The sequence below is a fragment of the Pontibacillus sp. ABV4_188 genome (genome assembly GCF_056311905.1).
The window spans coordinates 625,943-649,970 of record NZ_CM149975.1; the positions used below are offsets into that span (position 1 = coordinate 625,943).

Sequence of the window (24,028 nt, forward strand, 5' to 3'; positions counted from 1 at the left end):
GTAGTCAGGGGTGTCTGGGGAACGGGGAGACTCCTGCGGGAGAAAGAGGTCGACGAGACCCCGCAGGGTGGTTTGCCCGAGGAGGCTGTAAAAAAATAGAGGAAGTTCGACTAAGACCGTCACGTCCTGTGACAACGTCGAACGACCCCACGTAGTGTGGGGCCGCGGAAAGCGAGTCGTTCCCCAGACACCCCAAGCACTCAACAAACGTAACGGCCCTATCTATATTAAAATGTCTCAACTTCGAGTCTTCCATATAAGATAGCTTATATGGAAAGTAGACCCTATACATGTATAGGGTCTACTTTTTAATCGTCTTAATATGCTCGCTCGTATGATAAAGCTGATAACTTGAGAGGAGTTTTTTTAAGTGTGTCATTTTTTGATGGTAATCCATTAATTTTGTAGCAAGGGGGAGAAACATTAATTTTTCTTCTTCTGTTTCTTTCTCCTCGTATATATCAATTAGATGTTCAACGAGCTTTGGAATATTGGGTTCGCCAGCTTCTTCTATGGGGTCTGATTCGTGAAAACGGATTCTGCCTTTAATAGAGAGAATGAGCTTCTCGTGAACATGAATGACCTTATCAATTTCGTTAACTAGTGTCGTTCGAAATTCAGCTGGGACCTTATCCATTTCGTTTTCTAGACTGCTAAATGTTTTTAATACCTCGAAAGCTTTACGTGTAGTCGAGATTAAGTGTTTGAACAAAATGAGTTTGCGGGCCTTTTCGAAACGACGTTTTTTGAAATAGGTTCGTTCTTCTTTAAACAAGCTGTAGGTATTATCTAAGTATACCATGGCTCCTTCTAGTCTTTCGATTTCCTCGCGAAGGGCTGGGCGATCGGATAAGTGACGTGTGGTGATACGCAACCACTGCAGGATGTCGCTTGTATGCTGGTCTACTTGAGTAAAGAGTTTTGTTTCATATTTCGGTGGCAAGAAAACTAAGTTAACGATAAAGGAGGCGAAGATTCCGATCATTAAAGATGAGAAGCGTAGCATTGTAAATGGAAGTAGATCCATCTCGGTTGATTCCATAATGGCAATTACGGCAACAAGGGCAAGGAGGATCGTATTCTCTTTCATGCCAAACTTCACACAAACTCCGATAACGAGGACAATGGTGAATCCCATAATGAACGGGTCGTTACCAAGGGAGATCAAAATAATATAGGCAACAATAGCACCTATAATATTTGCTTCTACTTGTTCAACAATGGATTGGTACGACCGATAAATCGATGGCTGTATTGAAAATAAGGCAGCCATTCCTGCGAAAACTGTGCTGGTCTGAAAGGGGAGGGCAGCCGCTATATACATAGCTATCGCTACGGCTAATCCTGTCTTCAGCATACGTGCACCTAACTTCATTTCATAACCTTCTTTCAGAAGAAAATCCAATAAGCGAAATTGATTATACAATTGTTTTCATGAAAAGAATAGCTCTTTTTTGTAAATCTTTACTAATTTATGTGAACATGTCACATACCATTCACAATGAGTCTAGTATAGAGGAGGGTGGAATGCAAAAAAATACCCTGCACTTGGCAGGGTATCGTCTATTATTCGGTTGATACGGATGGATCTGCTTGAATTTTCTCAGGAACGACTTGAAGGAAATGCTCTTCAAGGTTTTCAAGAAGAAGTTCAAGAGAATCAGCTTCTGCATGCTGATCATGTTGCTTTAAGACTTCGATGTATCCTGTAAGCATTTCATTTACGTCTTCTTTTCCGCCTTCGTTTAGAGGTTCAATTTCGACTTTAGCTCCTTTAGCAATTCGCTTATGAAGGGCTTCTTTCGTTAATCCCATCTCTGGTTGATGACGAAGGTAAACGGCTCCGCCCGTCATTCCAGCACACATCCAAGGCCCTGGGTCACCTAGTACAAGACCACGTCCGTTTGTCATATACTCAAAGGCAAACCCTTTAATGCTTGAGTAACATCCGAAGTTGCCATCGTGTTCAGCAGGGAGAGGGGCCTGTAGTTGCTGGCCTATGATAATATCAGCGCCGGATAATCGAATACCGGCTCTTGAGTCTGCTGTTCCTTGAACAATGAGTCGCCCTTTTTGAGCTCCATATCCAAATCCTTTTCCAACAGCCCCGTTAATATACCCGCCATGTGCTCCAGGGGATTTTAAGATAGCAAGGGTTCCGCCGAATGCCGTTTTTCCGACACCGTCCTGACCACCACCGATAACGGATGTATCCATACCATCAGTGAGGTAAGCCCCGAATCCATTACCGACTATAGAGCCTTCTTTATAGTGAAGTCGAATTGGATCAAGATCACGATAGGATCCATCAAGACGGTCACGGACACGGTGGCAAGAAACGCGACTGCTAAGGTTTCGTTGTTCACTTGTTACATTTGAGAATTCCCTAGAATCAAGAAGCTGTTCTTGGTTCCCGTCTAGATATTCTGCACCTACTGCCATAAGAAGACGTTCTTCCATTCGTTCGTATTTCTTCTGATAAGCTTGGATTTCTTCAACCTCGAGTTTTTCTAGTAGAGGGGTTAAATCCATCCAATCTTCACCTCGATACTGTTCTAGTAAATCAGAACGGCCGACAAGGTCTTGTGTTTTGGAGAAGCCTAGCTCAGCTGTTAGGCGTTTAAGTTCTTCACCAAATGTGGTAAATAGATTCATAAGCCCTGTAACAGAAGGTTGGTACTCCCTTGGAACGAAGCGGCGAAGTCCGTGTTCTTTTGCCTGAGCTTCTGTTTCAATTTGTGTGGCAATCCCAACGTGACACGTATCAAGGTGACACCCACGACATGCGGTACAACCTACGGCAATCATAGATAGCGTGCCAAATCCAACGCGGTTAGCTCCTAAAAGCATTACTTTCATTACATCAAGTGGACTACGTAGCCCGCCGTCTGCCCAAATTTCAACAGAATGACGAAGACCGGCTTCAAGAAGGGCGTTGTGAGCTGCTTTCACGCCAATTTCTACAGGAAGCCCTACGTGTTGAAGAGCATGAATTCTAGCTGCACCTGTACCTCCATCAAAGCCACTGAGCGTGATGAAATCAGCACCGGCTTTAGCGACACCAACAGCAATCGTTCCGATATTCGGAACAATTGGGACTTTTACGGTAACTTTCGCCTGATCGTTGGCGGTTTTTAGCTCGGAAATCATCTGTGCTAAATCTTCAATAGAATAAATATCGTGGTTGTTCGATGGCGAAATTAAGTCAGAGCCGATTGTTGCATTACGTGCTTCTGCAATTTTAGCGGTTACTTTAGAGCCTGGAAGATGCCCGCCTTCGCCGGGTTTTGCACCTTGACCAATTTTGATTTCTAGTAGATTAGAAGAATTTAATAATTCCGCATTTACCCCAAATCGACCAGAAGCGATTTGCTGTCCGCGTGTGTTTGGATATTTTCCAAGCATATCTTTAATCTCTCCGCCTTCACCGTTGAAGGAAATCATATTAAGTTGGTCGGCAGCTTCAGCGTAAGCGCGGAACGCTGTCTCGTTTTGAGAACCAAACGACATGGAAGAGATCATAAATGGTAAGTCATGTGTGCCGACTCCTAAGTCTACTTTAGACGTTTCTTCTTTATGTTCGCTTGATTTCGGTTGAACGAGGTGACGAATGCTGAGCGGATTCTTTTCTTCAAGTCCGTCAATTTTCTCACGAAGGTCATCTATAGGATTTCCTTTGGCTACATCTCCGATTGATTTCCAAAGACGAGGCCAAGCATGGAAGCTCTTTCCTGGACGAGCTTTTTCGTTTTGGAAATCTTCTCGACGAGCGATGGAATCTTCTTTCAGTGCCTTCCAGTTATAGGATAACCCATCACCGCCAAAGAAGTTCACAATGCGTAGCAATCCTGAGAAATCGTTGTGTAAACCGATGCTTGAGAAAAGGCGAGCATACCCTCTTAATTCGTGAATACCGATCGTTGAAATAACTTTTTCAAGGCCTTTATTCATAGCATGATACAAGTTAAGGGTTGGTGTTAATTCTTCCTCAGCTACAGTCGCAAAAAGTAGATAAGGATTGACCGCGTCTGCTCCTAGACCAAATACGGTGATGAGGTCATGTAAGGAGCGAATCGAAGCTGAACGCAGAATAATAGATGTGTTTCTCCGTTTATGATTCTCAACGAGTCGTTTATCGATTGCCGATACGACAAGGTGAGGGTCTAACCAAAGGTGGTCTTCCTGGTGGGTATCCCCATCATTTAGAACAAGAAGTTCAGCACCTTTATCGACGAGTGACTCTGCTTCGCTTGATAAGCGGTGAATGGCCTCTTCAATCGTTTCTTCATCCCTAGCTGTTATAGAGAGTGTTTGAGTAAGGCCGACTTGGTTGAAGCGGTGAAGAATTTGTTCATAAGAAGGTTGCTGTTCTTGAGAAGAAATGGTCTGAGCGTGTACACCTTCTACGAGAATCGGTGATAGAAGTTCTAAGTTAAAGGGAGCTTCGTCTTTAGTTACTACATTAGGACGACGCCCTAAAATGGTTCTAGTAGAGAAGTGTTCGGCTTCACGGTCCCGGTCGATTGCCGGGTTCGTCACAACTGCGACACTTTCTTTAAAATAATCAGCTATGTTTTTACGGCCCTGGTGTAAAGAAGCGAGAGGAACGTCATGCCCAAGGGAGCGAATCGGTTCTGCTCCTTTTTCAGCCATCTGCTCAAGAAGTTGAATATGTTCCCTGTCCCAACCATATGCTGCATACCAGCCATTGTGAACATTCGTTATGGTCGGGTGAGGCTTAACTGTATCTGTATTACCGGGTTGGATACGAGAATGGAACCCTTCGAAGTCAAAGCGTGCGCCCATACGGCGGTATACTTCTTCTTGATAAGCAAAGTGGTCGAATACTTGCAATGTACCTTCTTCGTCATATTTTACTCCTACTTTTTCCCCTGGAGAGAGAGGTTTAGGATCGCTAACGTACTCGCTATTTGCCCGAATGCCGGGTTCAGAACAGAAAAGGTGGGCATCCATTGTTTCAAGCTGCCATAGTGGTCGTAGCCCTAGAGAATCCAAGCTGAAGGCAGCTTCATTTTTGTGCCTCGAGATAATCCCAGCTGGCCCTTGTGCGAAATGGCCCCAAGTTTCACGCATGTAGGCATACATATCCTGAAGGTGAGTAGGGTAACGTTTTAATTCGTTTAAAATAGGTGGGAACATTAAATCAAGTGCTTCAAACAGTCCATAACCTTCTCGTTTAACAAACGTTTCTATTGTTCGGTTAAGGTCCTGAGAGTCACTCCCGTTACCTGTTAAAGGGACATTGATCATTTCAGCTTCATCTCGAAGTTTAGCGATTGTGTTAATTTCACCATTATGACCTAGCATGCTAAATGGTTGCACACGAAAAAAACTTGTAAGCGTGTTTGTAGAGTAGCGGTTGTGACCTAATGTCATAGCAGATGCAATTTTAGGATGGTCCAAATCAGCAAAATACTGAGGTAGCTGATCTCCGGCACCCATTACTTTATAGACTACGTGATAAGAAGATAAAGAGGCGACATGTACATTCTCATCTTCTTCAATGGCAAGGGAAACTTCAAATAAAGCGCGATCTAAATTCATGTTTTCATTGTTTGGTAAAAGGGCAATCTGCCAGAATATCGGCTCTTGTTTTTGCGCTAGAGGTCCTAAAGCTTCTGTGCGAGTTGATTGTTCGTCTTGGTAGATGAGTTGGAAGCCGTGTTGATCTAAGATGTCTTGAATGTTGGTTTTTATAGTGGTAGTTTGAGCTTGTTTATTGATGAAAAGGTGTCCTACAGTAAATTGAGAGTGGTGGGCAAGGTTTTTGTCTTGTTGATTGGAAGTTAGTTTTTCTTCCCAAAGGGCTTTTGGTATATCCATATGAATACCAACGCCGTCTCCTTCTTGCTTAGTAAAACCTGCACGGTGGTTCATGGTCACAAGTGCATTAATGACAGTGTTAATGTTTTCTTTTGTTGGCTTGTTTTCTTTCTGAACACAAGCAACAATTCCGCATGCATCATGTTCATGTTTGTGATAGTCACGAAATTCATTGGGATCCCAGTTTACGCGTCTCGATTTGGTCAAGTTGACCGCACCTCCTTGAAGATTTACAAATAGAATCGACCTTAGGGAGTGAAGGACTTCCTGTAGTCGTTAAATGAGAAAAAGAAGGGCTTTCGCAATAGAATGCAAAAGCCTTGAAAAGTGTTCTGTTCAAAACAAAATCTTTCGGAGCGAAGTGAAAGATTTTTTGAAAAAGGGTAAGAAATGAAAATGTACAATCCGATGTACAAATTTTCTGAATTATTTATTATAGTATCATATGGGGGTAGGCTTTGCAATTAAATATACAGTGATTTGTATGATGGAGAAGGGGGAGTTTGGTGTAAACGAAGTGCTTCACTCATTGAGATGCCTTTAGGTAAGCGTTTTCATAGAAGTGATAAAAAATCCCCGCAATTTATGTGATTGCGGAGATGTATAACAGGGTGTATATTTATTCGCTTGCTAATGCTTTGAATGAAGATTCAACGGCACGTAGCGTTTCTTTAATATCAGCCTCTGTATGTTCTGTTGTTAAGAACCATGCTTCAAACTTAGAAGGGGCTAAATTGATTCCCTCTTTCAACATTAGGTGGAAGAATTTCGCGAACATTTCACCGTCTGTAGCTTCTGCTTGGTCGTAGTTTTCCACTTCTACATCTGTGAAGTATACGGTTAAGGCTCCTTTTAAGCGATTGATCTTAACAGGTAGCTTGTATGTTTCTGCGTGACGCAAAATTCCTTCTTCTAACATGGCACCAAGCTGATCCATTTTTTCGTAGACGCCTTCTTGTTGTAGTACTTCAAGACAAGCAATTCCTGCTGAGATGGATGCAGGGTTCCCGGCCATTGTTCCAGCTTGGTATGCTGGCCCGAGTGGAGCGATTTGTTCCATAATATCTACACGCCCGCCATAAGCACCTATTGGAAGACCTCCGCCAATAATTTTGCCCATTGCGGTCATGTCTGGTTCAACACCGACAATATCTTGTGCGCTACCGTAGTGGAATCGGAAAGCTGTGATGACTTCGTCGTAAATGACAAGGGCTCCAGCTTCATGGGCAAGATCGTTAACTTCTTGAAGAAAACCAGGCTTTGGTTCCACGATACCGAAGTTCCCGACGATTGGCTCTACAAGTACCCCTGCAATATCGTCTCCGTATTTTTCAAGTGCGTCTTTGTAAGTGTCGATGTCATTAAATGGAACTGTAATCACTTCTTGTGCGATAGATGTAGGGATTCCTGCTGAGTCAGGTGTGCCAAGTGTTGCTGGTCCGGACCCTGCTGCAACAAGAACTAGGTCAGAGTGTCCGTGGTAACAGCCAGCGAACTTAATGATTTTAGTTCTGTTTGTATAAGCGCGTGCGACACGAATCGTTGTCATAACGGCTTCTGTACCAGAGTTCACAAAGCGGACTTTCTCAATAGAAGGAATCGCTTCTTTAATCATCTTCGCAAACTTGTTCTCAAGTTTTGTTGGTGTGCCGTATAACACACCGTTGTATGCTGCCTTTGAGATCGCTTCAGCAATATGTGGGTGAGCATGGCCTGTAATAATTGGTCCATACGCAGCTAGATAATCAATGTATTTGTTACCGTCTACGTCAAAGAAGTAAGCCCCTTCTGCTTTATCCATAAAGATAGGAGTCCCTCCACCGACACCTTTATAGGCGCGAGAAGGCGAATTTACCCCTCCGACGATATGGTCCTCTGCTTCTCTATATAACTCTTTCGATCTATTAATATTCAACAAGAAAACCTCCATAAAAAATACTCAAAACCCATTCTAACACACACCACCCCTTTATTGCTGTGCAGAAGAGAAGGGTGTCTGGCACGCTTTCGTGCAGTGAAGAGCTAGAGGGTGTCTGGCACGCTTTAACATGGTGAAGGGAATACATATTAGGTAAGGCTTGTTTATATGATAGTGATAGGTGGTGGTTTGGGGGAGTGATGGGACATGGTGTGGGTGTTGTTGAGTCTAGTGGTGTTATGCGTGTGTGGAAGTTTGGCGGGCTTTTTTCGCAGTGATCAAGAAGTTCGTCAATTATTTTCTTTTCATCACTTTTATACGCTTATTACAGTTTATGGAATTGTTATGATAGGGTTTGGTTTAATCTACTTTATTCTGGCTTCTGAAGGGTTAGTGATATTGCAAGATGAACTTCTGCAACAGGACTCGTTGCTTGATCGTTTTGCTCATTCTGTTTATTTTAGCGGGGTAACGTTAATGACGGTAGGATACGGTGATATTACTCCGATAGGGTTAGGGAAGGCCATTGCTTTAATTGAAGCAATGATCGGTTATATCGTGCCCGCTGCTTTTGTTGTTCAATATATGTATCATCATCAGCACGATGAGCCATCAGATAAGTTGTAAGTTCTCCTGAATTTGGTTACCCTTAAAAGAGATTACGTTCAGGAGGGATAGGAATGACTATGGAAATTGGTAAGCCAGCACCGGATTTTGAACTCCCGGCTAACAACGGGGAAAAGGTAAAGCTCTCTGATTATAAAGGGAAAAATGTTGTGTTGTATTTTTATCCGAAAGATATGACACCTGGGTGTACAACGGAAGCTTGTGACTTCCGCGATCATCACGAAAGCTTCAAAGACTTAGATGCTGTTATTCTTGGTGTTAGCCCAGATCCTGTTGATCGTCACCAGAAGTTTATTGATAAACATGAACTTCCGTTTATGTTATTAGCAGATGAGGAGCATGCGGTCGCTGAAGAATATGGTGTATGGAAGTTGAAGAAGAATTTCGGTAAAGAGTACATGGGAATCGAACGTTCGACCTTTGTTATCGACAAGGAAGGTAATCTAGTAAATGAATGGCGTAAAGTACGTGTGAAGGGGCATGTTGAAGAGGCCCTACAGTATATAAGAGAAAACCTAAACTAAAAAACCTCCATTATGGAGGTTTTTTATTGGTTACTCTACTGTGGTAAAGGGTGTCTGGCACGCTTTCGTGCATTAGTGTGTGAATGTGGGTTAATCTTGCTTGATTTGTTGTATTTTGCGTAAGGTATACAGGTAATCTTGGTCATCTAATTCGTTGATCATTTCCGATACCTACAAAAAGAGTACTAGCCTATTTTCAAAACGTTGGGTGAAGGTCCATACCAATTCATAACGATCAGCGTATAGTACATTAAGAAACCAACCTCCCCTTATTTATATAGAGCAACATGTTAAGCGCGGATACCATTCGCGCTTCCTTTTATGGCTTTAGCACACTACCAAACCATAGCGTGCCAGACACCCTTTACTGCTGTACAGAATTGCAGGGTGTCTGGCACGTTGTGTTGCATTAGTGTATGAAAGTGTTATGGAGCATTGATTTCTATGATTTTTGGGGAATAGGTTATAGTATAGACAGTAGGAGTTTTAGATAGGGAGGGAATTGTTTGTTTATTTTATCGTCATGTAAGATCAGAAGGGACTTAAGGGAGCGCTTAGAGGAGGCTTATCCTTCAGTTACGTTTCAGTTTACAGATTCGGTCGGGGAGGCTGCTTCTTTTTTGCCGGAAGCGGACGTGTTACTTACATATGGAGAAGATTTGACGGAAGACCTGATTGAGGAAGCTGCCCAACTGAAGTGGGTTATGGTTTTGTCGGCTGGTTTAGACAAGATGCCATTTAAAAAGATAGAGGAAAAGGGGATCCTCGTTACCAACTCGAAGGGGATCCATAAAGTTCCGATGGCGGAGTATGCCATAGCAATGCTTCTTCAAGTATCAAGAAATACTCGTTTATTGCTAGAGAATGAAAAGGCGCATGAATGGGATCGTAATGTAAAGCCAGTTGAAATTACCGGGAAAACCATGCTCATTGCAGGAACAGGGGCGATAGGTCAGGAAGTTGCTCGTCTTGCTCAAGCGTTTAGAATGTACACGATTGGTATATCAAATAGTGGCAAAGCTAAGGAACATTTTGATAACGTTTATACAAAAGATGAACTACACGCTCACCTCCCTGAAGCGGACTTCGTGGTTTCAGTTCTTCCTAGTACACAAGGCACTAAGAACTTTTTCAAGAGAAAAGACTTTGAAATCATGAAAGAGGACGCAGTTTTCCTTAATATGGGCCGAGGTGACGTAGTGGACGGTGATACTTTATTGCATGTAATGGAGGAAAGGTTAATCCACCATGCGGTATTAGACGTGTTTGAAACAGAGCCTCTACCAGCTGCTCACCCATTTTGGGAGATGGGGAATGTAACCATAACACCTCATTCGTCAGGGATGTCTACTCATTATCAACCAAGGGCCATGTCGATCTTTGAAGAGAACCTACATACTTTCCTGGCTGGAGGGAAGGTATCTGTCAATCAAATTGATCCAAGAAAGGGGTATTAATGATGAAGATTTACACACGATCTGGAGACAAAGGTGATACATCGCTTATTTATGGAGAGCGGGTGCCAAAAAGTGATGCACGAGTCGATGCTTATGGTACTTGTGATGAGGCTAACTCCATGATTGGGTTGTCACTAAGTTATTTAAGAAGAGAAGACTGGCCAGAGAAACAAGCCTTTTGTGATACGATGCACCGGGTACAAACCATCCTATTCCATGTAGGTGCAGAGCTAGCGACTCCTCAAGGGAAAGAAGTGAAGTGGCAACTCACTCAGGGGCACATAGATGAACTAGAAAAGCAAATTGACAGTTGGGATCAAGAACTTGAAGCTCTCCAGAACTTTATTCTGCCATCAGGTCACGAAGCTTCGGCTACATTACACACGGCACGCACGATTGTAAGAAGAGCGGAACGTAGTGCTGTGGTTGTGAAAGATGAATTAAATAACCCGCTTGTCCTGACGTATTTAAATCGATTATCCGACTTTTTATTCGTAGCAGCTAGATTTGTTAACAAGATGACAGGCGGTAAAGAAATGCCCCTAAGAGCTGATGTGTAATTTATGTAAATTGACTTGGTATCAAGCGAGTTACATTGACAAAAAGAGGTACAACGGTATACACTAATTATAAAGATTTTAATGTAATAATATTGTTTATATGAAAATATGTGAAAGCGAGGTGCATGACGGTGTCTGATCATCGACTTCGTGAGGCTTTGGACACATTGAAAGATTCTGGCGTCCGTATTACACCCCAACGTCATGCGGTGCTTGAGTTTCTCATTGATTCCATGTCTCATCCAACCGCAGATGACATCTATAAAGCATTAGAAAGCAAATTTCCAAATATGAGTGTAGCTACGGTATACAACAATCTTCGCGTGTTTCGTGAAATTGGGTTGGTTCGTGAATTGACTTATGGTGATTCATCAAGCCGATTTGATTGTAACACCTCAGAGCACTACCATGCGATTTGCGATAGCTGTGGAAAGATCGTTGATTTCCATTATCCATCTCTTGATGAAGTAGAATCGCTAGCGGAACAGGTTACAGGATTTGAAGTTAGTAACCACCGAATGGAAGTGTACGGAATTTGTGAAGAGTGTAAATCAAAGCACTAAAATGAGAGTTCTTTAAAAGAACTCTCATTTTTTATGGACATGTAAAAAAACCTTGGAGAGTTGAGGCTCTACAAGGTCTTTTCAATTAAGCGTAATTTTACTTTTGATTTTCAGTGTTTTTTTGATATCTTTTAGAATTGTACCGTTCATCGAATTCTTTTCCTTCAAGATCTTTATCTAAAGTTAAGGGCTCATTACAGTGCATGCAAGCGTCAACCCGTCCTAATAGTTTTGTTGGTTTCCCGCAATTAGGGCAAGCAACTTTTATCGTTTTGGTGGATAACATTCCGATCCAAAAGTACACGACTGTGCTCAGGATGACTGACAGAAGCCCAAGAATCATAAAGATACTCATTAACCACATCGTATCTTTAAATAAAAGGCCCACATACATGATACCAAAACCGATAAATACTAAGCTTAGCGCAAACGTGCGTATCTTATTTATTTTGTTCGAGTACTTAACGCCCAACCTTTTCCCTCCTAACATTTTCAATTGGTAGTATAGCATATTTCTAGGAGAGAAAGCGTCGTCGAAAAAAGGATTTTCTATGAATGTGTCGAAATTAATCACTATCTTAGTATTTGGGGGAAAGTAGTATGGAAGATGTGTTACGTCCGATCTACCAAGAACGCGCTAGTCAGAAAAACACATTAGGAATTTTGATTATAGAAAAGAAAAGGCCCATTAGCCCTGTGACCGATAACTTTGATGTTATTTTATTAATTATTGTACGGGGGGCTACTCAGCCTTGGTACGTTAAACATTATGAATTTGAGAACAAAAATGCAGCCATGCACATTGTAGATGAAGGCCAACTTACCAACTGGGTCGATACTAGTTCATTCCGCAGAGCAGTAGAGTGGGTGATAGAAGGCCGTGTTGTATTCGATCGAAACGAGTATGTAACTTCTCTAAAAGAAAATCTACGTAACTTCCCGCAGGAAAAGCGTGATTTAAAAAAGGCAATTGAATTCGCAAAACTCATTCGAACATATGGAGAATGTAAAGATCTATATGAAACAGAGCAATATATGGATGCTTTTAGTAAAATGATTCATTCGTTACATTACTTAGCTCGTCTCTCTGTCATTGAAAAAGGATTCCATCCAGAAGTAACGGTATGGAACCAAGTGAAAAGGATAGAACCAGAAGTATATAAGCTTCATCAAGAATTGAGTAAAAGCAACGAAACTCTTGATAAGCGGGTTCAACTCATGCTTTTAGCTACTGAATTTGCTATTAATTCAAGAACTGTTAATTGTGCAAGACACTTAATAGAAGTAATGGGAAGTAAAGATGAGCCTTGGGCATACGGTGAATTAATGGTTCATCCAGATATCCAACCATACGCACTTGATCTTGGGGCGCTGCTGGATTACCTTGTTGATAAGGAAATTATTAAATCCGTCCAGGTTGAAACAAAAGGCCAGAACCTATTCCATAGAACGTACCAGTTAAGAAGAAATGATTAAATTCAAAACAGCTTCCACTAAATCCTTTTAAAAAAGGGTTGCATTGGAGGCTGTTTTCTTTTATTATTATTGAGTGGCTTTAAAAGAGCCTAACAAGATTCTGAGAAAAATCAAAAGAAATTAACAAAAGTTATTGACGATGTTTTCTCAGGGTGATATAGTATTACTTGTCGCTGAAAACGACACACACAATTTCGAACAGCTAACAAAAATGGCATCGAAAAAAATCAAAAACATTGTTGACAAACAAAACAACGAAATGTTAAGATGATTAAGTCGCTGTTAAACAGCAGGCAAACAAAAGAAACACTTCAAAGCAACATTTGATCTTTGAAAACTGAACGAAACAACATGTAACGTCAATGTCTTTAAATTATTTTTTAAAGCCAGTAATCATTTGTTTGATGCTAGGCAGACTCACATTTTATGGAGAGTTTGATCTTGGCTCAGGACGAACGCTGGCGGCGTGCCTAATACATGCAAGTCGAGCGCGTGAATCAACATGATCCCTTCGGGGTGATTGTTGTGGATCGAGCGGCGGACGGGTGAGTAACACGTGGGCAACCTACCCATGAGATCGGGATAACTCCGGGAAACCGGAGCTAATACCGAATAACCCAGTGAACTGCATGGTTCACTGGTAAAAGGCGGTTTCGGCCGTCACTCATGGATGGGCCCGCGGCGCATTAGCTAGTTGGTAAGGTAACGGCTTACCAAGGCGACGATGCGTAGCCGACCTGAGAGGGTGATCGGCCACACTGGGACTGAGACACGGCCCAGACTCCTACGGGAGGCAGCAGTAGGGAATCTTCCGCAATGGACGAAAGTCTGACGGAGCAACGCCGCGTGAACGATGAAGGTCTTCGGATCGTAAAGTTCTGTTGTTAGGGAAGAACAAGTGCCAGAGGAAATGCTGGTACCTTGACGGTACCTAACCAGAAAGCCACGGCTAACTACGTGCCAGCAGCCGCGGTAATACGTAGGTGGCAAGCGTTGTCCGGAATTATTGGGCGTAAAGCGCGCGCAGGCGGTTTCTTAAGTCTGATGTGAAAGCCCACAGCTCAACTGTGGAGGGCCATTGGAAACTGGGGAACTTGAGTACAGAAGAGGAGAGTGGAATTCCACGTGTAGCGGTGAAATGCGTAGATATGTGGAGGAACACCAGTGGCGAAGGCGACTCTCTGGTCTGTAACTGACGCTGAGGCGCGAAAGCGTGGGTAGCAAACAGGATTAGATACCCTGGTAGTCCACGCCGTAAACGTTGAGTGCTAGGTGTTAGGGGGTTTCCGCCCCTTAGTGCTGAAGTTAACGCATTAAGCACTCCGCCTGGGGAGTACGGCCGCAAGGCTGAAACTCAAAAGAATTGACGGGGGCCCGCACAAGCGGTGGAGCATGTGGTTTAATTCGAAGCAACGCGAAGAACCTTACCAGGTCTTGACATCTTCCGCTATCCCTAGAGATAGGGAGTTCCCTTCGGGGACGGAATGACAGGTGGTGCATGGTTGTCGTCAGCTCGTGTCGTGAGATGTTGGGTTAAGTCCCGCAACGAGCGCAACCCCTAATCTTAGTTGCCAGCATTCAGTTGGGCACTCTAAGGTGACTGCCGGTGACAAACCGGAGGAAGGCGGGGATGACGTCAAATCATCATGCCCCTTATGACCTGGGCTACACACGTGCTACAATGGATGGTACAGAGGGCCGCGAGACCGCGAGGTCAAGCAAATCTCAAAAAACCATTCTCAGTTCGGATTGCAGGCTGCAACTCGCCTGTATGAAGCCGGAATCGCTAGTAATCGCAGGTCAGCATACTGCGGTGAATACGTTCCCGGGCCTTGTACACACCGCCCGTCACACCACGAGAGTTGGCAACACCCGAAGTCGGTGAGGTAACCTTTTTGGAGCCAGCCGCCGAAGGTGGGGCCAATGATTGGGGTGAAGTCGTAACAAGGTAGCCGTATCGGAAGGTGCGGCTGGATCACCTCCTTTCTAAGGATATTACGGAACTAGCGAGTCCTTCGGGACTTGCTAGCAGGCACACATTGTGCCATTAAACCATTGACCATGTTTGTTTCGTTCGGTTTTGGAAGCTCAAATGCTTTCAAACAGTACCTTGAAAACTAGATAAGAATTAGACATCAAACCAACGTTAGATTTAACGTAAGCATCATTATGATGCGTCTTTTCACATTGATTTTAGATAGTTAAGTGAATAAGGGCGCACGGTGGATGCCTTGGCACTAGGAGCCGATGAAGGACGGGACTAACACCGATATGCTTCGGGGAGCCGTAAGTAGGCTATGATCCGGAGATTTCCGAATGGGGAAACCCACTACCCGTAATGGGGTAGGATCCTTAACTGAATACATAGGTTAAGGAAGGTAGACTCGGGGAACTGAAACATCTCAGTACCCGAAGGAAGAGAAAGCAAACGCGATTTCCTGAGTAGCGGCGAGCGAAACGGAATCAGCCCAAACCAGAGAGCTTGCTCTCTGGGGTTGTAGGACACTCCTTTGGAGTTATCAAGAAACAAGATAGATGAATGATCTGGAACGGTCAGCCGAAGAAGGTAACGGCCCTGTAGTCAAAATCTTGTTTCCTCCGGAGTGGATCCTGAGTACGGCGGAACACGAGGAATTCCGTCGGAATCCGGGAGGACCATCTCCCAAGGCTAAATACTCCCTAGTGACCGATAGTGAACCAGTACCGTGAGGGAAAGGTGAAAAGCACCCCGGGAGGGGAGTGAAATAGAACCTGAAACCGTGTGCCTACAAGTAGTTGGAGCCCGTTAATGGGTGACAGCGTACCTTTTGTAGAATGGACCGGCGAGTTACGATCCCATGCAAGGTTAAGATGAAAAATCGGAGCCGCAGCGAAAGCGAGTCTGAATAGGGCGAAATAGTATGTGGTCGTAGACCCGAAACCGTGTGATCTACCCATGTCCAGGGTGAAGGCCAGGTAACACTGGCTGGAGGCCCGAACCCACGCACGTTGAAAAGTGCGGGGATGAGGTGTGGGTAGCGGTGAAATGCCAATCGAACACGGAGATAGCTGGTTCTCTCCGAAATAGCTTTAGGGCTAGCCTCAAGGTAAGAGTCTTGGAGGTAGAGCACTGATTGGACTAGGGGCCCTCATCGGGTTACCGAATTCAGTCAAACTCCGAATGCCAACGACTCATCCTTGGGAGTCAGACTGCGAGTGATAAGGTCCGTAGTCGAGAGGGGAACAGCCCAGACCACCAGCTAAGGTCCCTAAGTTTATGTTAAGTGGAAAAGGATGTGGAGTTGCTCAGACAACCAGGATGTTGGCTTAGAAGCAGCCATCATTTAAAGAGTGCGTAATAGCTCACTGGTCGAGTGACTCTGCGCCGAAAATGTACCGGGGCTAAACATAACACCGAAGCTGTGGATTGTTCTTACGAACAATGGTAGGAGAGCGTTCTAAGTGCAGTGAAGTCAGACCGTAAGGACTGGTGGAGCGCTTAGAAGTGAGAATGCCGGTATGAGTAGCGAAAGAAGAGTGAGAATCTCTTCCACCGTAAGTCTAAGGTTTCCTGAGGAAGGCTCGTCCGCTCAGGGTTAGTCGGGACCTAAGCCGAGGCCGAAAGGCGTAGGCGATGGATAACAGGTTGATATTCCTGTACCACCTCCTTTCCGTTTGAATGACGGGGGGACGCAGTAGGATAGGGAATCCGCTCCACTGGATGTGAGCGGCCAAGCAGTGAGTGAGATGCATAGGCAAATCCGTGCATCAATCACAAGCTGTGATGGGGAGGGAACTATAGTACCGAAGTTCCTGATTTCACACTGCCAAGAAAAGCCTCTAATGAGGAAAGAGGTGCCCGTACCGCAAACCGACACAGGTAGACGAGGAGAGTATCCTAAGGTGATCGGGAGAACTCTTGTTAAGGAACTCGGCAAAATGACCCCGTAACTTCGGGAGAAGGGGTGCTCCTTCATAGGAGGAGCCGCAGTGAAAAGGCCCAATCGACTGTTTAGCAAAAACACAGGTCTCTGCGAAACCGAAAGGTGAAGTATAGGGGCTGACACCTGCCCGGTGCTGGAAGGTTAAGGGGATGAGTTAGCTTAGGCGAAGCTTTGAACCGAAGCCCCAGTAAACGGCGGCCGTAACTATAACGGTCCTAAGGTAGCGAAATTCCTTGTCGGGTAAGTTCCGACCCGCACGAAAGGTGCAACGAATTGGGCACTGTCTCAACAAGAGACCCGGTGAAATTATACTATGCGTGAAGATGCGCATTACCCGCGACAGGACGGAAAGACCCCGTGGAGCTTTACTGTAGCCTGATATTGAATGTTGGTACAGCTTGTACAGGATAGGTGGGAGCCGTCGATACCGGAGCGCTAGCTTCGGTGGAGGCATCCGTGGGATACCACCCTGGCTGTATTGACATTCTAACCCAGGACCGTAATCCGGTCCGGAGACAGTGTCAGGTGGGCAGTTTGACTGGGGCGGTCGCCTCCCAAAAAGTAACGGAGGCGCCCAAAGGTTCCCTCAGAATGGTTGGAAATCATTCGCAGAGTGCAAAGGCACAAGGGAGCTTGACTGCGAGACCTACAAGTCGAGCAGGGACGAAAGTCGGGCTTAGTGATCCGGCGGTACCGCATGGAAGGGCCGTCGCTCAACGGATAAAAGCTACCCCGGGGATAACAGGCTTATCTCCCCCAAGAGTCCACATCGACGGGGAGGTTTGGCACCTCGATGTCGGCTCATCGCATCCTGGGGCTGTAGTCGGTCCCAAGGGTTGGGCTGTTCGCCCATTAAAGCGGTACGCGAGCTGGGTTCAGAACGTCGTGAGACAGTTCGGTCCCTATCCGTCGTGGGCGTTGGAAATTTGAGGAGAGCTGTCCTTAGTACGAGAGGACCGGGATGGACGCACCGCTGGTGCACCAGTTGTTCCGCCAGGAGCACAGCTGGGTAGCTACGTGCGGAAGGGATAAGTGCTGAAAGCATCTAAGCATGAAGCCCACTTCAAGATGAGATTTCCCATCACTTCGAGTGAGTAAGATTCCTTGTAGACGACAAGGTTGATAGGTCGGAGGTGGAAGCGTGGTGACACGTGCAGCTGACCGATACTAATAAATCGAGGACTTATCTATCTAAAGCGCAAACGACCGCTTAGACCCGTACGGATAAGACAGATCTTCGGAAAAGGCGATTAGCCTTTGGAAAGAAGATGACTTATACGCTAGGGTCTGGGAGTTGGAGCTGGAAGCCAGTTCAAGCGCAAACACGTGATCAGGCACGATGTCGTAATTCTTATCTAGTTTTGAAGGTACTTAGAAAAAAATCTAATATACCTCTTGACTTTCCTTCCGAAACAAGATAAAATATAACTTGTCGTTGAAAAGACGAGGAAGAAATTCAATAAAGAGTCTGGCGGTTTTGGCGAAGAGGTCACACCTGTTTCCATGCCGAACACAGAAGTTAAGCTCTTCAGCGCCGATGGTAGTCGGGGTTTCACCCCCGCAAGAGTAGGACGCCGCCAGGCAAGTCACTTTATTGACTTTGATCAAAAGGCAAACGGTCTTTTGACATGATTCCAACGTAGCTCAGTGGTAGAGCTATCGGCTGTTAACCGATCGGTCGCAGGTTCGAATCCTGCCGTTGGAGCCATGGAGAGCTGTCCGAGTGGCCGAAGGAGCACGATTGGAAATCGTGTAGGCCCAAACACGGGTCTCGAGGGTTCGAATCCCTCGCTCTCCGCCACTAACTTTTCATTGGCCCGTTGGTCAAGTGGTTAAGACACCGCCCTTTCACGGCGGTAACACGGGTTCGAATCCCGTACGGGTCACCACTTAATATCATGGAGGATTAGCTCAGCTGGGAGAGCACCTGCCTTACAAGCAGGGGGTCGGTGGTTCGAGCCCGCCATCCTCCACCATTTTTAAAAAATGCAATGCACATGATCATTGCAAACATCATATAATTGAATATGCAATAAGTATTCAACATTATCGCGGGGTGGAGCAGTCTGGTAGCTCGTCGGGCTCATAACCCGAAGGTCGCAGGTTCAAATCCTGTCCCCGCAACCAATTTAAATTTGTACTACGTCGAAAAGACTTCTTCGAATTACAAATGATGGTGTATCTTTAGGCACAACTAATGGTCCGGTAGTTCAGTTGGTTAGAATGCCTGCCTGTCACGCAGGAGGTCGCGGGTTCGAGTCCCGTCCGGACCGCCACTTTTCAATTAAATATTTTTTTGTTACTGTAAAGTACATAAGACTGGCTCGGTAGCTCAGTCGGTAGAGCAACGGACTGAAAATCCGTGTGTCGGCGGTTCGATTCCGTCCCGAGCCACCATGTTTTGTGCAGGCCTAGCTCAATTGGTAGAGCAACTGACTTGTAATCAGTAGGTTGGGGGTTCAAGTCCTCTGGCCTGCATACTTTAAAAAACGTGGAGGGGTAGCGAAGTTGGCCAAACGCGGCGGACTGTAAATCCGCTCCCTCTGGGTTCGCAGGTTCGAGTCCTGCCCCCTCCACCATTATAATTACTACAGTAAGTAGGGGTATAGTTCAACGGTAGAACAGCGGTCTCCAAAACCGCCGATGTGGGTTCGATTCCTACTACCCCTGCCAATTTCATTTTATGGCGGATGTGGCGAAGTGGTTAACGCACCGGATTGTGGCTCCGGCATTCGTGGGTTCGATCCCCATCATTCGCCCCATAAATATTGGCCCATAGCCAAGCGGTAAGGCAACGGTTTTTGGTACCGTCATGCGCTGGTTCGAATCCAGCTGGGCCAGCCAAGAGTTTTCGCGGAAGTAGTTCAGTGGTAGAACACCACCTTGCCAAGGTGGGGGTCGCGGGTTCGAATCCCGTCTTCCGCTCCATTTTTATATGGCGGCATAGCCAAGTGGTAAGGCAGAGGACTGCAACTCCTTTACCACCGGTTCGAATCCGGTTGCCGCCTCCATTCATATGCCGGTGTGGCGGAATTGGCAGACGCGCACGACTCAAAATCGTGTTCCTCACGGAGTGTCGGTTCGAGCCCGACCACCGGTATCGTAAAACTTAACATTGTAATGGAAATCGCTAACGAAAGCGATTTTTTTATATGTCTAATTTGTTTAGGACTTATAGGTACAAAATCATTTATAAATTTCTCTAATCTCCGTTAACATAACGGGGATTTTTTTTATTTTAGTAGAAAGACTCTATTAATACACACATCAAAATGGCTATAAGATAATTTTTACCCCTGTCTCCCTCTACCTTGCATTTACTCTATACATAAATTGCTTTAAACACATATTAATTATTTACGAAATAAAAAAATTTTTCTGAAAAAAACATTGAAGATTAAAGTAAAGAGTCCTATAATTATGCGAAAGAAGAGGTGGGATTTTGAATGACAAAAGATTTGCGAATAAATAGTAAAGTATTTAGTGAAAGTGCAATGAGAGCACCGAACCGGGCCATGCTTCGTGCTGTTGGTGTTACAGATGATGACTTTAAAAAGCCGATGATTGGTATTGCAAGTACATGGAGTGAAGTAACTCCATGTAATATACACCTAGATGATTTAGCCATCCGTGCAAAGAAAGGTGCCCAAGAAGCAGGAGGGCTACCCTTAATCTTTAATACTATTACTGTATCGGATGGTATCTCTATGGGGACACAGGGAATGCGTTATTCATTACCAAGTAGAGATGTGATCGCTGACTCTATCGAAACGGTAGTAGGAGCTCAGAACTTGGATGGATTAGTTGCAATCGGAGCCTGTGATAAAAATATTCCAGGATGTATGATTGCTATTGCCAATGCTGAGGTGCCATCTGTTTTTGTTTATGGAGGCACAATTGCTCCTGGGTCTCATAAAGGGAAAGATGTTGATATTGTTTCTGTCTTTGAAGGAGTCGGAAAATATAATCAGGGTGACATAGGTGAAAATGAACTAAACGCAATTGAGTGTAGTGCATGTCCTGGTGCAGGAGCGTGTGGTGGTATGTACACTGCAAATACGATGGCATCTGCTGTTGAAGCTATGGGTATGAGTTTACCTGGAAGCTCTTCAAACCCTGCTGAATCTGACCATAAAGCAAAAGATTGTGAGTCGGCTGGGGAAGCAGTTAGATCCTTACTCGAGCATAATATTTACCCGAAAGATATCATGACTAAAGAGGCTTTTGAAAATGCGATTACAGTCGTTATGGCACTTGGTGGTTCTACAAATGCGGTACTTCACTTGCTTTCTATGGCTCATGCTATTGAAGTGGATTTAACCATGGAAGACTTTAATCGAATTCAAGAAAAAACACCACATATTGCTGATTTGAAACCGAGCGGCAAATATGTGATGCAAGACCTTCATAAAGTTGGAGGAGTACAGGCAGTTATGAAGCTTCTTTATGACAATGGCTATCTACACGGACACTGTTTAACTGTTTCAGGAAAGACTGTTGCAGAGAATTTAGAAGAAGCGCCAACTTTAGAAGAAGGACAAGATATTATAACGTCATTTAGTCATCCTAAGCGAAAAGATGGACCTTTGATCACCTTAAAAGGTAACTTAGCTCCAAGGGGTGCAGTAGCAAAAGTATCCGGTGTTAAGGTTGCGCGTCATACTGGACCAGCTCGTGTATTTAATACTGAAATGGAAGCTACGGAAGCTATTCTGAATAATTCAATACAAGAAGGCGACGTATTAGTTATACGATATGTTGGTCCTAAAGGCGGGCCAGGTATGCCTGAAATGTTATCAATCTCTGCTCTATTGGTTGGAAAAGGCTTAGGGGAAAAGGTCGCCTTATTAACAGATGGTAGATTCTCTGGAGGAACCCATGGACTCGTGGTGGGGCATATCGCACCTGAAGCTCAAGTCGGAGGACCAATATCTCTATTAGAAGAAGGGGATCTTGTCACAATAGATTCAAACAAAAAAGAAATATCCATGGATGTAACCGAACAAGTACTAGAAAGTCGTCGTGAGCATTGGGAAGCACCACCTCTATACAAGAAGGGGATTTTGGGCAAATACGCTCATAATGTATCATGCTCTTCCAAAGGTGCTGTAACAGATTACAAAAATTAATATCATATTGAAAAACTCCAGTGTTCAGAAACTGGAGTTTTTTATCCTGAACTTTAATCTCTATGGTTGCTCGAAGCTTAGAATACATGTTGTTCTGACATCATCCCTGAGTGGCGAGCTGAATGGAAATTTTAAAGGAATAAATAAAACGCTCAGAAGGAATTCTGAACGTTTTTGTTTGTTTATGAAGTTGTTTATATTCCTATAGCATATTTTATTAACCGAGTAGGAAGCTTTAAGTCGTATACTTTTACGCGTTTAATTGTTGCTTTTGCATTTGCTTTCTTCTATACCATTTAGCGACCATGCCGTGTTTTGGACTAAGGAAGAAGGCTAGGGTGAAAAGAAGGCCTGTGGCTGTGGCCATGGCTCCTGAGATGGACACATCTACGAATAGAGCGAATGTATAACCGAGCAAGGATGACAGAGCACCAATAAGAGCACTTAAAGCAATCATCCCACCAAAAGAATCTGTTAAAAGATAAGAAGTCGCCCCTGGAACGATTAACATCGCTACAACTAGAATGGCTCCTACGCTATCGAAGGAGGCAACTGTAGAGAACGAAACCATTGACATTAATACGTAATGGATGGCTACTACAGGAACGCCGATAGATATGGCCAACTGAGGATCAAATGTGCTGATTTTAAACTCTTTATAAAAGAGTAATATAATGGTTAGGTTTAAGATAAAAACAAATCCTAAGAGCCAGACTGCTGTTGGTCCTAGGTTCATCCCGTTCCACGTCCAGGTATCCCATGGTACAAAAGCGATCTCTCCCATTAGAGCATGCTCAACATCGAGGTGGACACTATCTCCTATAAAAGATATGAGTACGACACCTAGAGCGAAAAGGGAGGTGAAAACAACTCCAATTGCTGCATCTGACTGAACACCACTTGAGTCTAGTAGCTGCACCATTAAAGCAGTGAGTATTCCCACAGTAGCAGCTCCAACAAGCATGGGTACTCCGTTTAAAGAGTGCGTCACAAGAAAAGCTCCTACAATTCCAAGAAGAACGGTGTGACTGATTGCATCTGCTAGCATCGACATTTTTCTAAGAACGAGAAGGGCTCCTGTCATACCGCATGTAATGCCAACTAGTACTCCTGTAATGATAATCCATAAACTGTACGTCATGTTTGTCTCACCGCCTTTACAATGATTCCTTTACTAGCTCCAAATAGAAGGGAAAGGACAAAGATTAATGAGGCACACAAGACAATAAGTGGGCCTGTCGGAAGTCCTTCTCCTGCTGTACTTATTAGCGTACCGGTTACACCAGATATGGCTCCAAATATACCTGCGATTACCCCCATCCTGCCAAGTTGATCTGTCCAATAACGGGCAGCGAGGGGAGGGGTAATTAGAAGTGCTGCAATAAGAACTACTCCAACCATTTGTATTCCAACAACGACCACCCCTACCACGAGGGCCATAAGAACTAAATTAAATACGCTTACTGGTAAACCGATGCCACGAGCATAGTTCGGATCAAATATTGAAATTTTAAATTCTTTGAAAAATAGTGATGAAAGAATAATGATTAAGAGAGAACCGACAGCAATGACTTGTATATCACTCTTAACCATTGCAGCCGCCTGACCAAAGATAAAATCCTCAAGACCGCTTTGGTTTCCTTTAGCATGTTTTGTTATATAGGTTAGTAGCATAATCCCGAGCCCGAAAAAGACGGATAATACGACGCCAATTGATGCATCTGTTTTAATTCTAGAGTGCTTAACAATAGCTTGAATACAATACGTCGCAATTAAACCTGTTGTCGCAGCCCCTATTAAAAAGAGAGGGATCGACTTAACACCAAATATGAGAAACGCTAAGCAGACGCCTGGTAATGTAGCGTGAGCCATGGCGTCTCCAATTAGACTTTGTTTTTTGAGTAATACGAAGCTCCCAATTAATCCGCTGGCAAAACCGAGTAAGGAGGAGCCTGCTAAGACCCATTGGGTGTTTGGGTTGGTTAAAAGGCTAAGTAATTCATTCAT

The 24,028-nt window shown here is 44.3% G+C and carries 13 protein-coding genes, 15 tRNA genes and 3 rRNA genes; 25 read left to right on the forward strand and 6 right to left on the reverse strand.

Annotation, left to right across the window (positions count from 1 at the left end; all coding sequences use genetic code 11):
* Positions 1-301: 301 nt before the first annotated feature.
* The 3 genes from ACYX4O_RS03200 to ACYX4O_RS03210 all read right to left on the reverse strand — a co-directional run bounded on the left by ACYX4O_RS03200 (position 302) and on the right by ACYX4O_RS03210 (position 7,759).
* Complete coding sequence (locus tag ACYX4O_RS03200) at positions 302-1,375, reverse strand: FUSC family protein (protein WP_476354538.1); 1,074 nt, start codon at positions 1,373-1,375, stop codon at positions 302-304.
* Positions 1,376-1,566: 191 nt separating this feature from the next.
* A complete protein-coding gene (locus ACYX4O_RS03205) occupies positions 1,567-6,051 on the reverse strand; it encodes a glutamate synthase-related protein (RefSeq protein ID WP_476354540.1) in 4,485 nt (1,494 codons plus the stop codon).
* 412 nt (positions 6,052-6,463) lie between these two features.
* Positions 6,464-7,759 carry a glutamate-1-semialdehyde 2,1-aminomutase gene (locus ACYX4O_RS03210; protein WP_476354542.1) on the reverse strand — a complete coding sequence of 432 codons (1,296 nt, stop codon included), beginning with the start codon at positions 7,757-7,759 and terminating at the stop codon, positions 6,464-6,466.
* Positions 7,760-7,969: 210 nt separating this feature from the next.
* On the opposite strand from ACYX4O_RS03210, the gene ACYX4O_RS03215 reads away from it, so the two are divergent.
* From ACYX4O_RS03215 to perR, 5 genes are all read left to right on the forward strand, one after another.
* Positions 7,970-8,389: a potassium channel family protein gene (locus ACYX4O_RS03215; protein ID WP_476354544.1), complete on the forward strand. Its 420-nt coding sequence runs from the start codon at positions 7,970-7,972 to the stop codon at positions 8,387-8,389.
* A gap of 53 nt (positions 8,390-8,442) precedes the next feature.
* Positions 8,443-8,913 (forward strand): thioredoxin-dependent thiol peroxidase, encoded by a 471-nt coding sequence (gene bcp, locus ACYX4O_RS03220; protein ID WP_476354546.1) that lies wholly within the window; start codon positions 8,443-8,445, stop codon positions 8,911-8,913.
* 506 nt (positions 8,914-9,419) lie between these two features.
* Positions 9,420-10,370, forward strand: coding sequence for a D-2-hydroxyacid dehydrogenase (locus ACYX4O_RS03225; RefSeq protein ID WP_476354548.1), 951 nt, complete (start codon positions 9,420-9,422; stop codon positions 10,368-10,370).
* 2 nt (positions 10,371-10,372) lie between these two features.
* Complete coding sequence (locus ACYX4O_RS03230) at positions 10,373-10,930, forward strand: cob(I)yrinic acid a,c-diamide adenosyltransferase (protein WP_476354550.1); 558 nt, start codon at positions 10,373-10,375, stop codon at positions 10,928-10,930.
* Between the two features lie 125 nt (positions 10,931-11,055).
* Positions 11,056-11,493 carry a peroxide-responsive transcriptional repressor PerR gene (gene perR, locus ACYX4O_RS03235; RefSeq protein ID WP_476354552.1) on the forward strand — a complete coding sequence of 146 codons (438 nt, stop codon included), beginning with the start codon at positions 11,056-11,058 and terminating at the stop codon, positions 11,491-11,493.
* Positions 11,494-11,590: 97 nt separating this feature from the next.
* On the opposite strand, the gene ACYX4O_RS03240 is transcribed toward perR, so the two are convergent.
* Complete coding sequence (locus ACYX4O_RS03240) at positions 11,591-11,965, reverse strand: YgzB family protein (RefSeq protein ID WP_476354554.1); 375 nt, start codon at positions 11,963-11,965, stop codon at positions 11,591-11,593.
* Between the two features lie 128 nt (positions 11,966-12,093).
* Here ACYX4O_RS03240 and ACYX4O_RS03245 point away from each other — a divergent pair, with 128 nt between their 5' ends.
* The 20 genes from ACYX4O_RS03245 (at position 12,094) to ilvD (ending at position 22,021) form a co-directional block, all read left to right on the forward strand.
* On the forward strand, positions 12,094-12,969 hold the full coding sequence (locus ACYX4O_RS03245) for a nucleotidyltransferase-like protein (protein WP_476354556.1): 876 nt from the start codon (positions 12,094-12,096) through the stop codon (positions 12,967-12,969).
* A gap of 423 nt (positions 12,970-13,392) precedes the next feature.
* A 16S ribosomal RNA gene (locus tag ACYX4O_RS03250) occupies positions 13,393-14,955 on the forward strand.
* 213 nt (positions 14,956-15,168) lie between these two features.
* A 23S ribosomal RNA gene (locus tag ACYX4O_RS03255) occupies positions 15,169-18,083 on the forward strand.
* Positions 18,084-18,359: 276 nt separating this feature from the next.
* A 5S ribosomal RNA gene (rrf, locus tag ACYX4O_RS03260) occupies positions 18,360-18,475 on the forward strand.
* The 16S, 23S and 5S rRNA genes sit together here with 15 tRNA genes alongside, the layout of an rRNA operon.
* A 50-nt stretch (positions 18,476-18,525) precedes the next feature.
* A tRNA-Asn gene (locus tag ACYX4O_RS03265) sits at positions 18,526-18,600 on the forward strand.
* Between the two features lies 1 nt (position 18,601).
* Positions 18,602-18,693 (forward strand) — tRNA-Ser (locus ACYX4O_RS03270).
* A 13-nt stretch (positions 18,694-18,706) separates the two neighbouring features.
* Positions 18,707-18,781 (forward strand) — tRNA-Glu (locus ACYX4O_RS03275).
* A gap of 11 nt (positions 18,782-18,792) precedes the next feature.
* A tRNA-Val gene (locus ACYX4O_RS03280) sits at positions 18,793-18,868 on the forward strand.
* A 74-nt stretch (positions 18,869-18,942) separates the two neighbouring features.
* Positions 18,943-19,019: transfer RNA gene (locus tag ACYX4O_RS03285), tRNA-Met, on the forward strand.
* A gap of 72 nt (positions 19,020-19,091) precedes the next feature.
* Positions 19,092-19,168: transfer RNA gene (locus tag ACYX4O_RS03290), tRNA-Asp, on the forward strand.
* A 45-nt stretch (positions 19,169-19,213) separates the two neighbouring features.
* A tRNA-Phe gene (locus ACYX4O_RS03295) sits at positions 19,214-19,289 on the forward strand.
* A gap of 8 nt (positions 19,290-19,297) precedes the next feature.
* A tRNA-Thr gene (locus ACYX4O_RS03300) sits at positions 19,298-19,370 on the forward strand.
* A gap of 15 nt (positions 19,371-19,385) precedes the next feature.
* Positions 19,386-19,471 (forward strand) — tRNA-Tyr (locus tag ACYX4O_RS03305).
* Between the two features lie 20 nt (positions 19,472-19,491).
* A tRNA-Trp gene (locus ACYX4O_RS03310) sits at positions 19,492-19,565 on the forward strand.
* A gap of 13 nt (positions 19,566-19,578) precedes the next feature.
* Positions 19,579-19,654 (forward strand) — tRNA-His (locus ACYX4O_RS03315).
* A gap of 7 nt (positions 19,655-19,661) precedes the next feature.
* Positions 19,662-19,736, forward strand: a tRNA-Gln gene (locus tag ACYX4O_RS03320).
* 9 nt (positions 19,737-19,745) lie between these two features.
* Positions 19,746-19,820: transfer RNA gene (locus ACYX4O_RS03325), tRNA-Gly, on the forward strand.
* 9 nt (positions 19,821-19,829) lie between these two features.
* Positions 19,830-19,903 (forward strand) — tRNA-Cys (locus tag ACYX4O_RS03330).
* Positions 19,904-19,910: 7 nt separating this feature from the next.
* Positions 19,911-19,992 (forward strand) — tRNA-Leu (locus tag ACYX4O_RS03335).
* Between the two features lie 346 nt (positions 19,993-20,338).
* Positions 20,339-22,021, forward strand: a complete 1,683-nt coding sequence (gene ilvD, locus ACYX4O_RS03340) for a dihydroxy-acid dehydratase (RefSeq protein ID WP_476354558.1) — start codon at positions 20,339-20,341, stop codon at positions 22,019-22,021.
* A 250-nt stretch (positions 22,022-22,271) separates the two neighbouring features.
* Here the strand turns inward: ilvD and ACYX4O_RS03345 are convergent, their stop codons facing one another.
* On the reverse strand, positions 22,272-23,162 hold the full coding sequence (locus ACYX4O_RS03345; protein ID WP_476354560.1) for a metal ABC transporter permease: 891 nt from the start codon (positions 23,160-23,162) through the stop codon (positions 22,272-22,274).
* Positions 23,159-24,028, reverse strand: coding sequence for a metal ABC transporter permease (locus ACYX4O_RS03350; RefSeq protein WP_476354562.1), 870 nt, complete (start codon positions 24,026-24,028; stop codon positions 23,159-23,161). Before ACYX4O_RS03350 ends, ACYX4O_RS03345 begins: the two co-directional genes overlap by 4 nt.

Bases quoted from the DNA above. Each gene is read 5' to 3' on its own strand.
- ACYX4O_RS03200 (WP_476354538.1), bottom strand. From the start codon at position 1,375: ATGAAGTTAGGTGCACGTATGCTGAAGACAGGATTAGCCGTAGCGATA.
- ACYX4O_RS03215 (WP_476354544.1), top strand. From the start codon at position 7,970: ATGGTGTGGGTGTTGTTGAGTCTAGTGGTGTTATGCGTGTGTGGAAGT.
- bcp (WP_476354546.1), top strand. From the start codon at position 8,443: ATGACTATGGAAATTGGTAAGCCAGCACCGGATTTTGAACTCCCGGCT.
- ACYX4O_RS03230 (WP_476354550.1), top strand. From the start codon at position 10,373: ATGAAGATTTACACACGATCTGGAGACAAAGGTGATACATCGCTTATT.
- perR (WP_476354552.1), top strand. From the start codon at position 11,056: ATGACGGTGTCTGATCATCGACTTCGTGAGGCTTTGGACACATTGAAA.
- ACYX4O_RS03245 (WP_476354556.1), top strand. From the start codon at position 12,094: ATGGAAGATGTGTTACGTCCGATCTACCAAGAACGCGCTAGTCAGAAA.
- ilvD (WP_476354558.1), top strand. From the start codon at position 20,339: ATGACAAAAGATTTGCGAATAAATAGTAAAGTATTTAGTGAAAGTGCA.
- ACYX4O_RS03345 (WP_476354560.1), bottom strand. From the start codon at position 23,162: ATGACGTACAGTTTATGGATTATCATTACAGGAGTACTAGTTGGCATT.
- ACYX4O_RS03350 (WP_476354562.1), bottom strand. From the start codon at position 24,028: ATGAATGAATTACTTAGCCTTTTAACCAACCCAAACACCCAATGGGTC.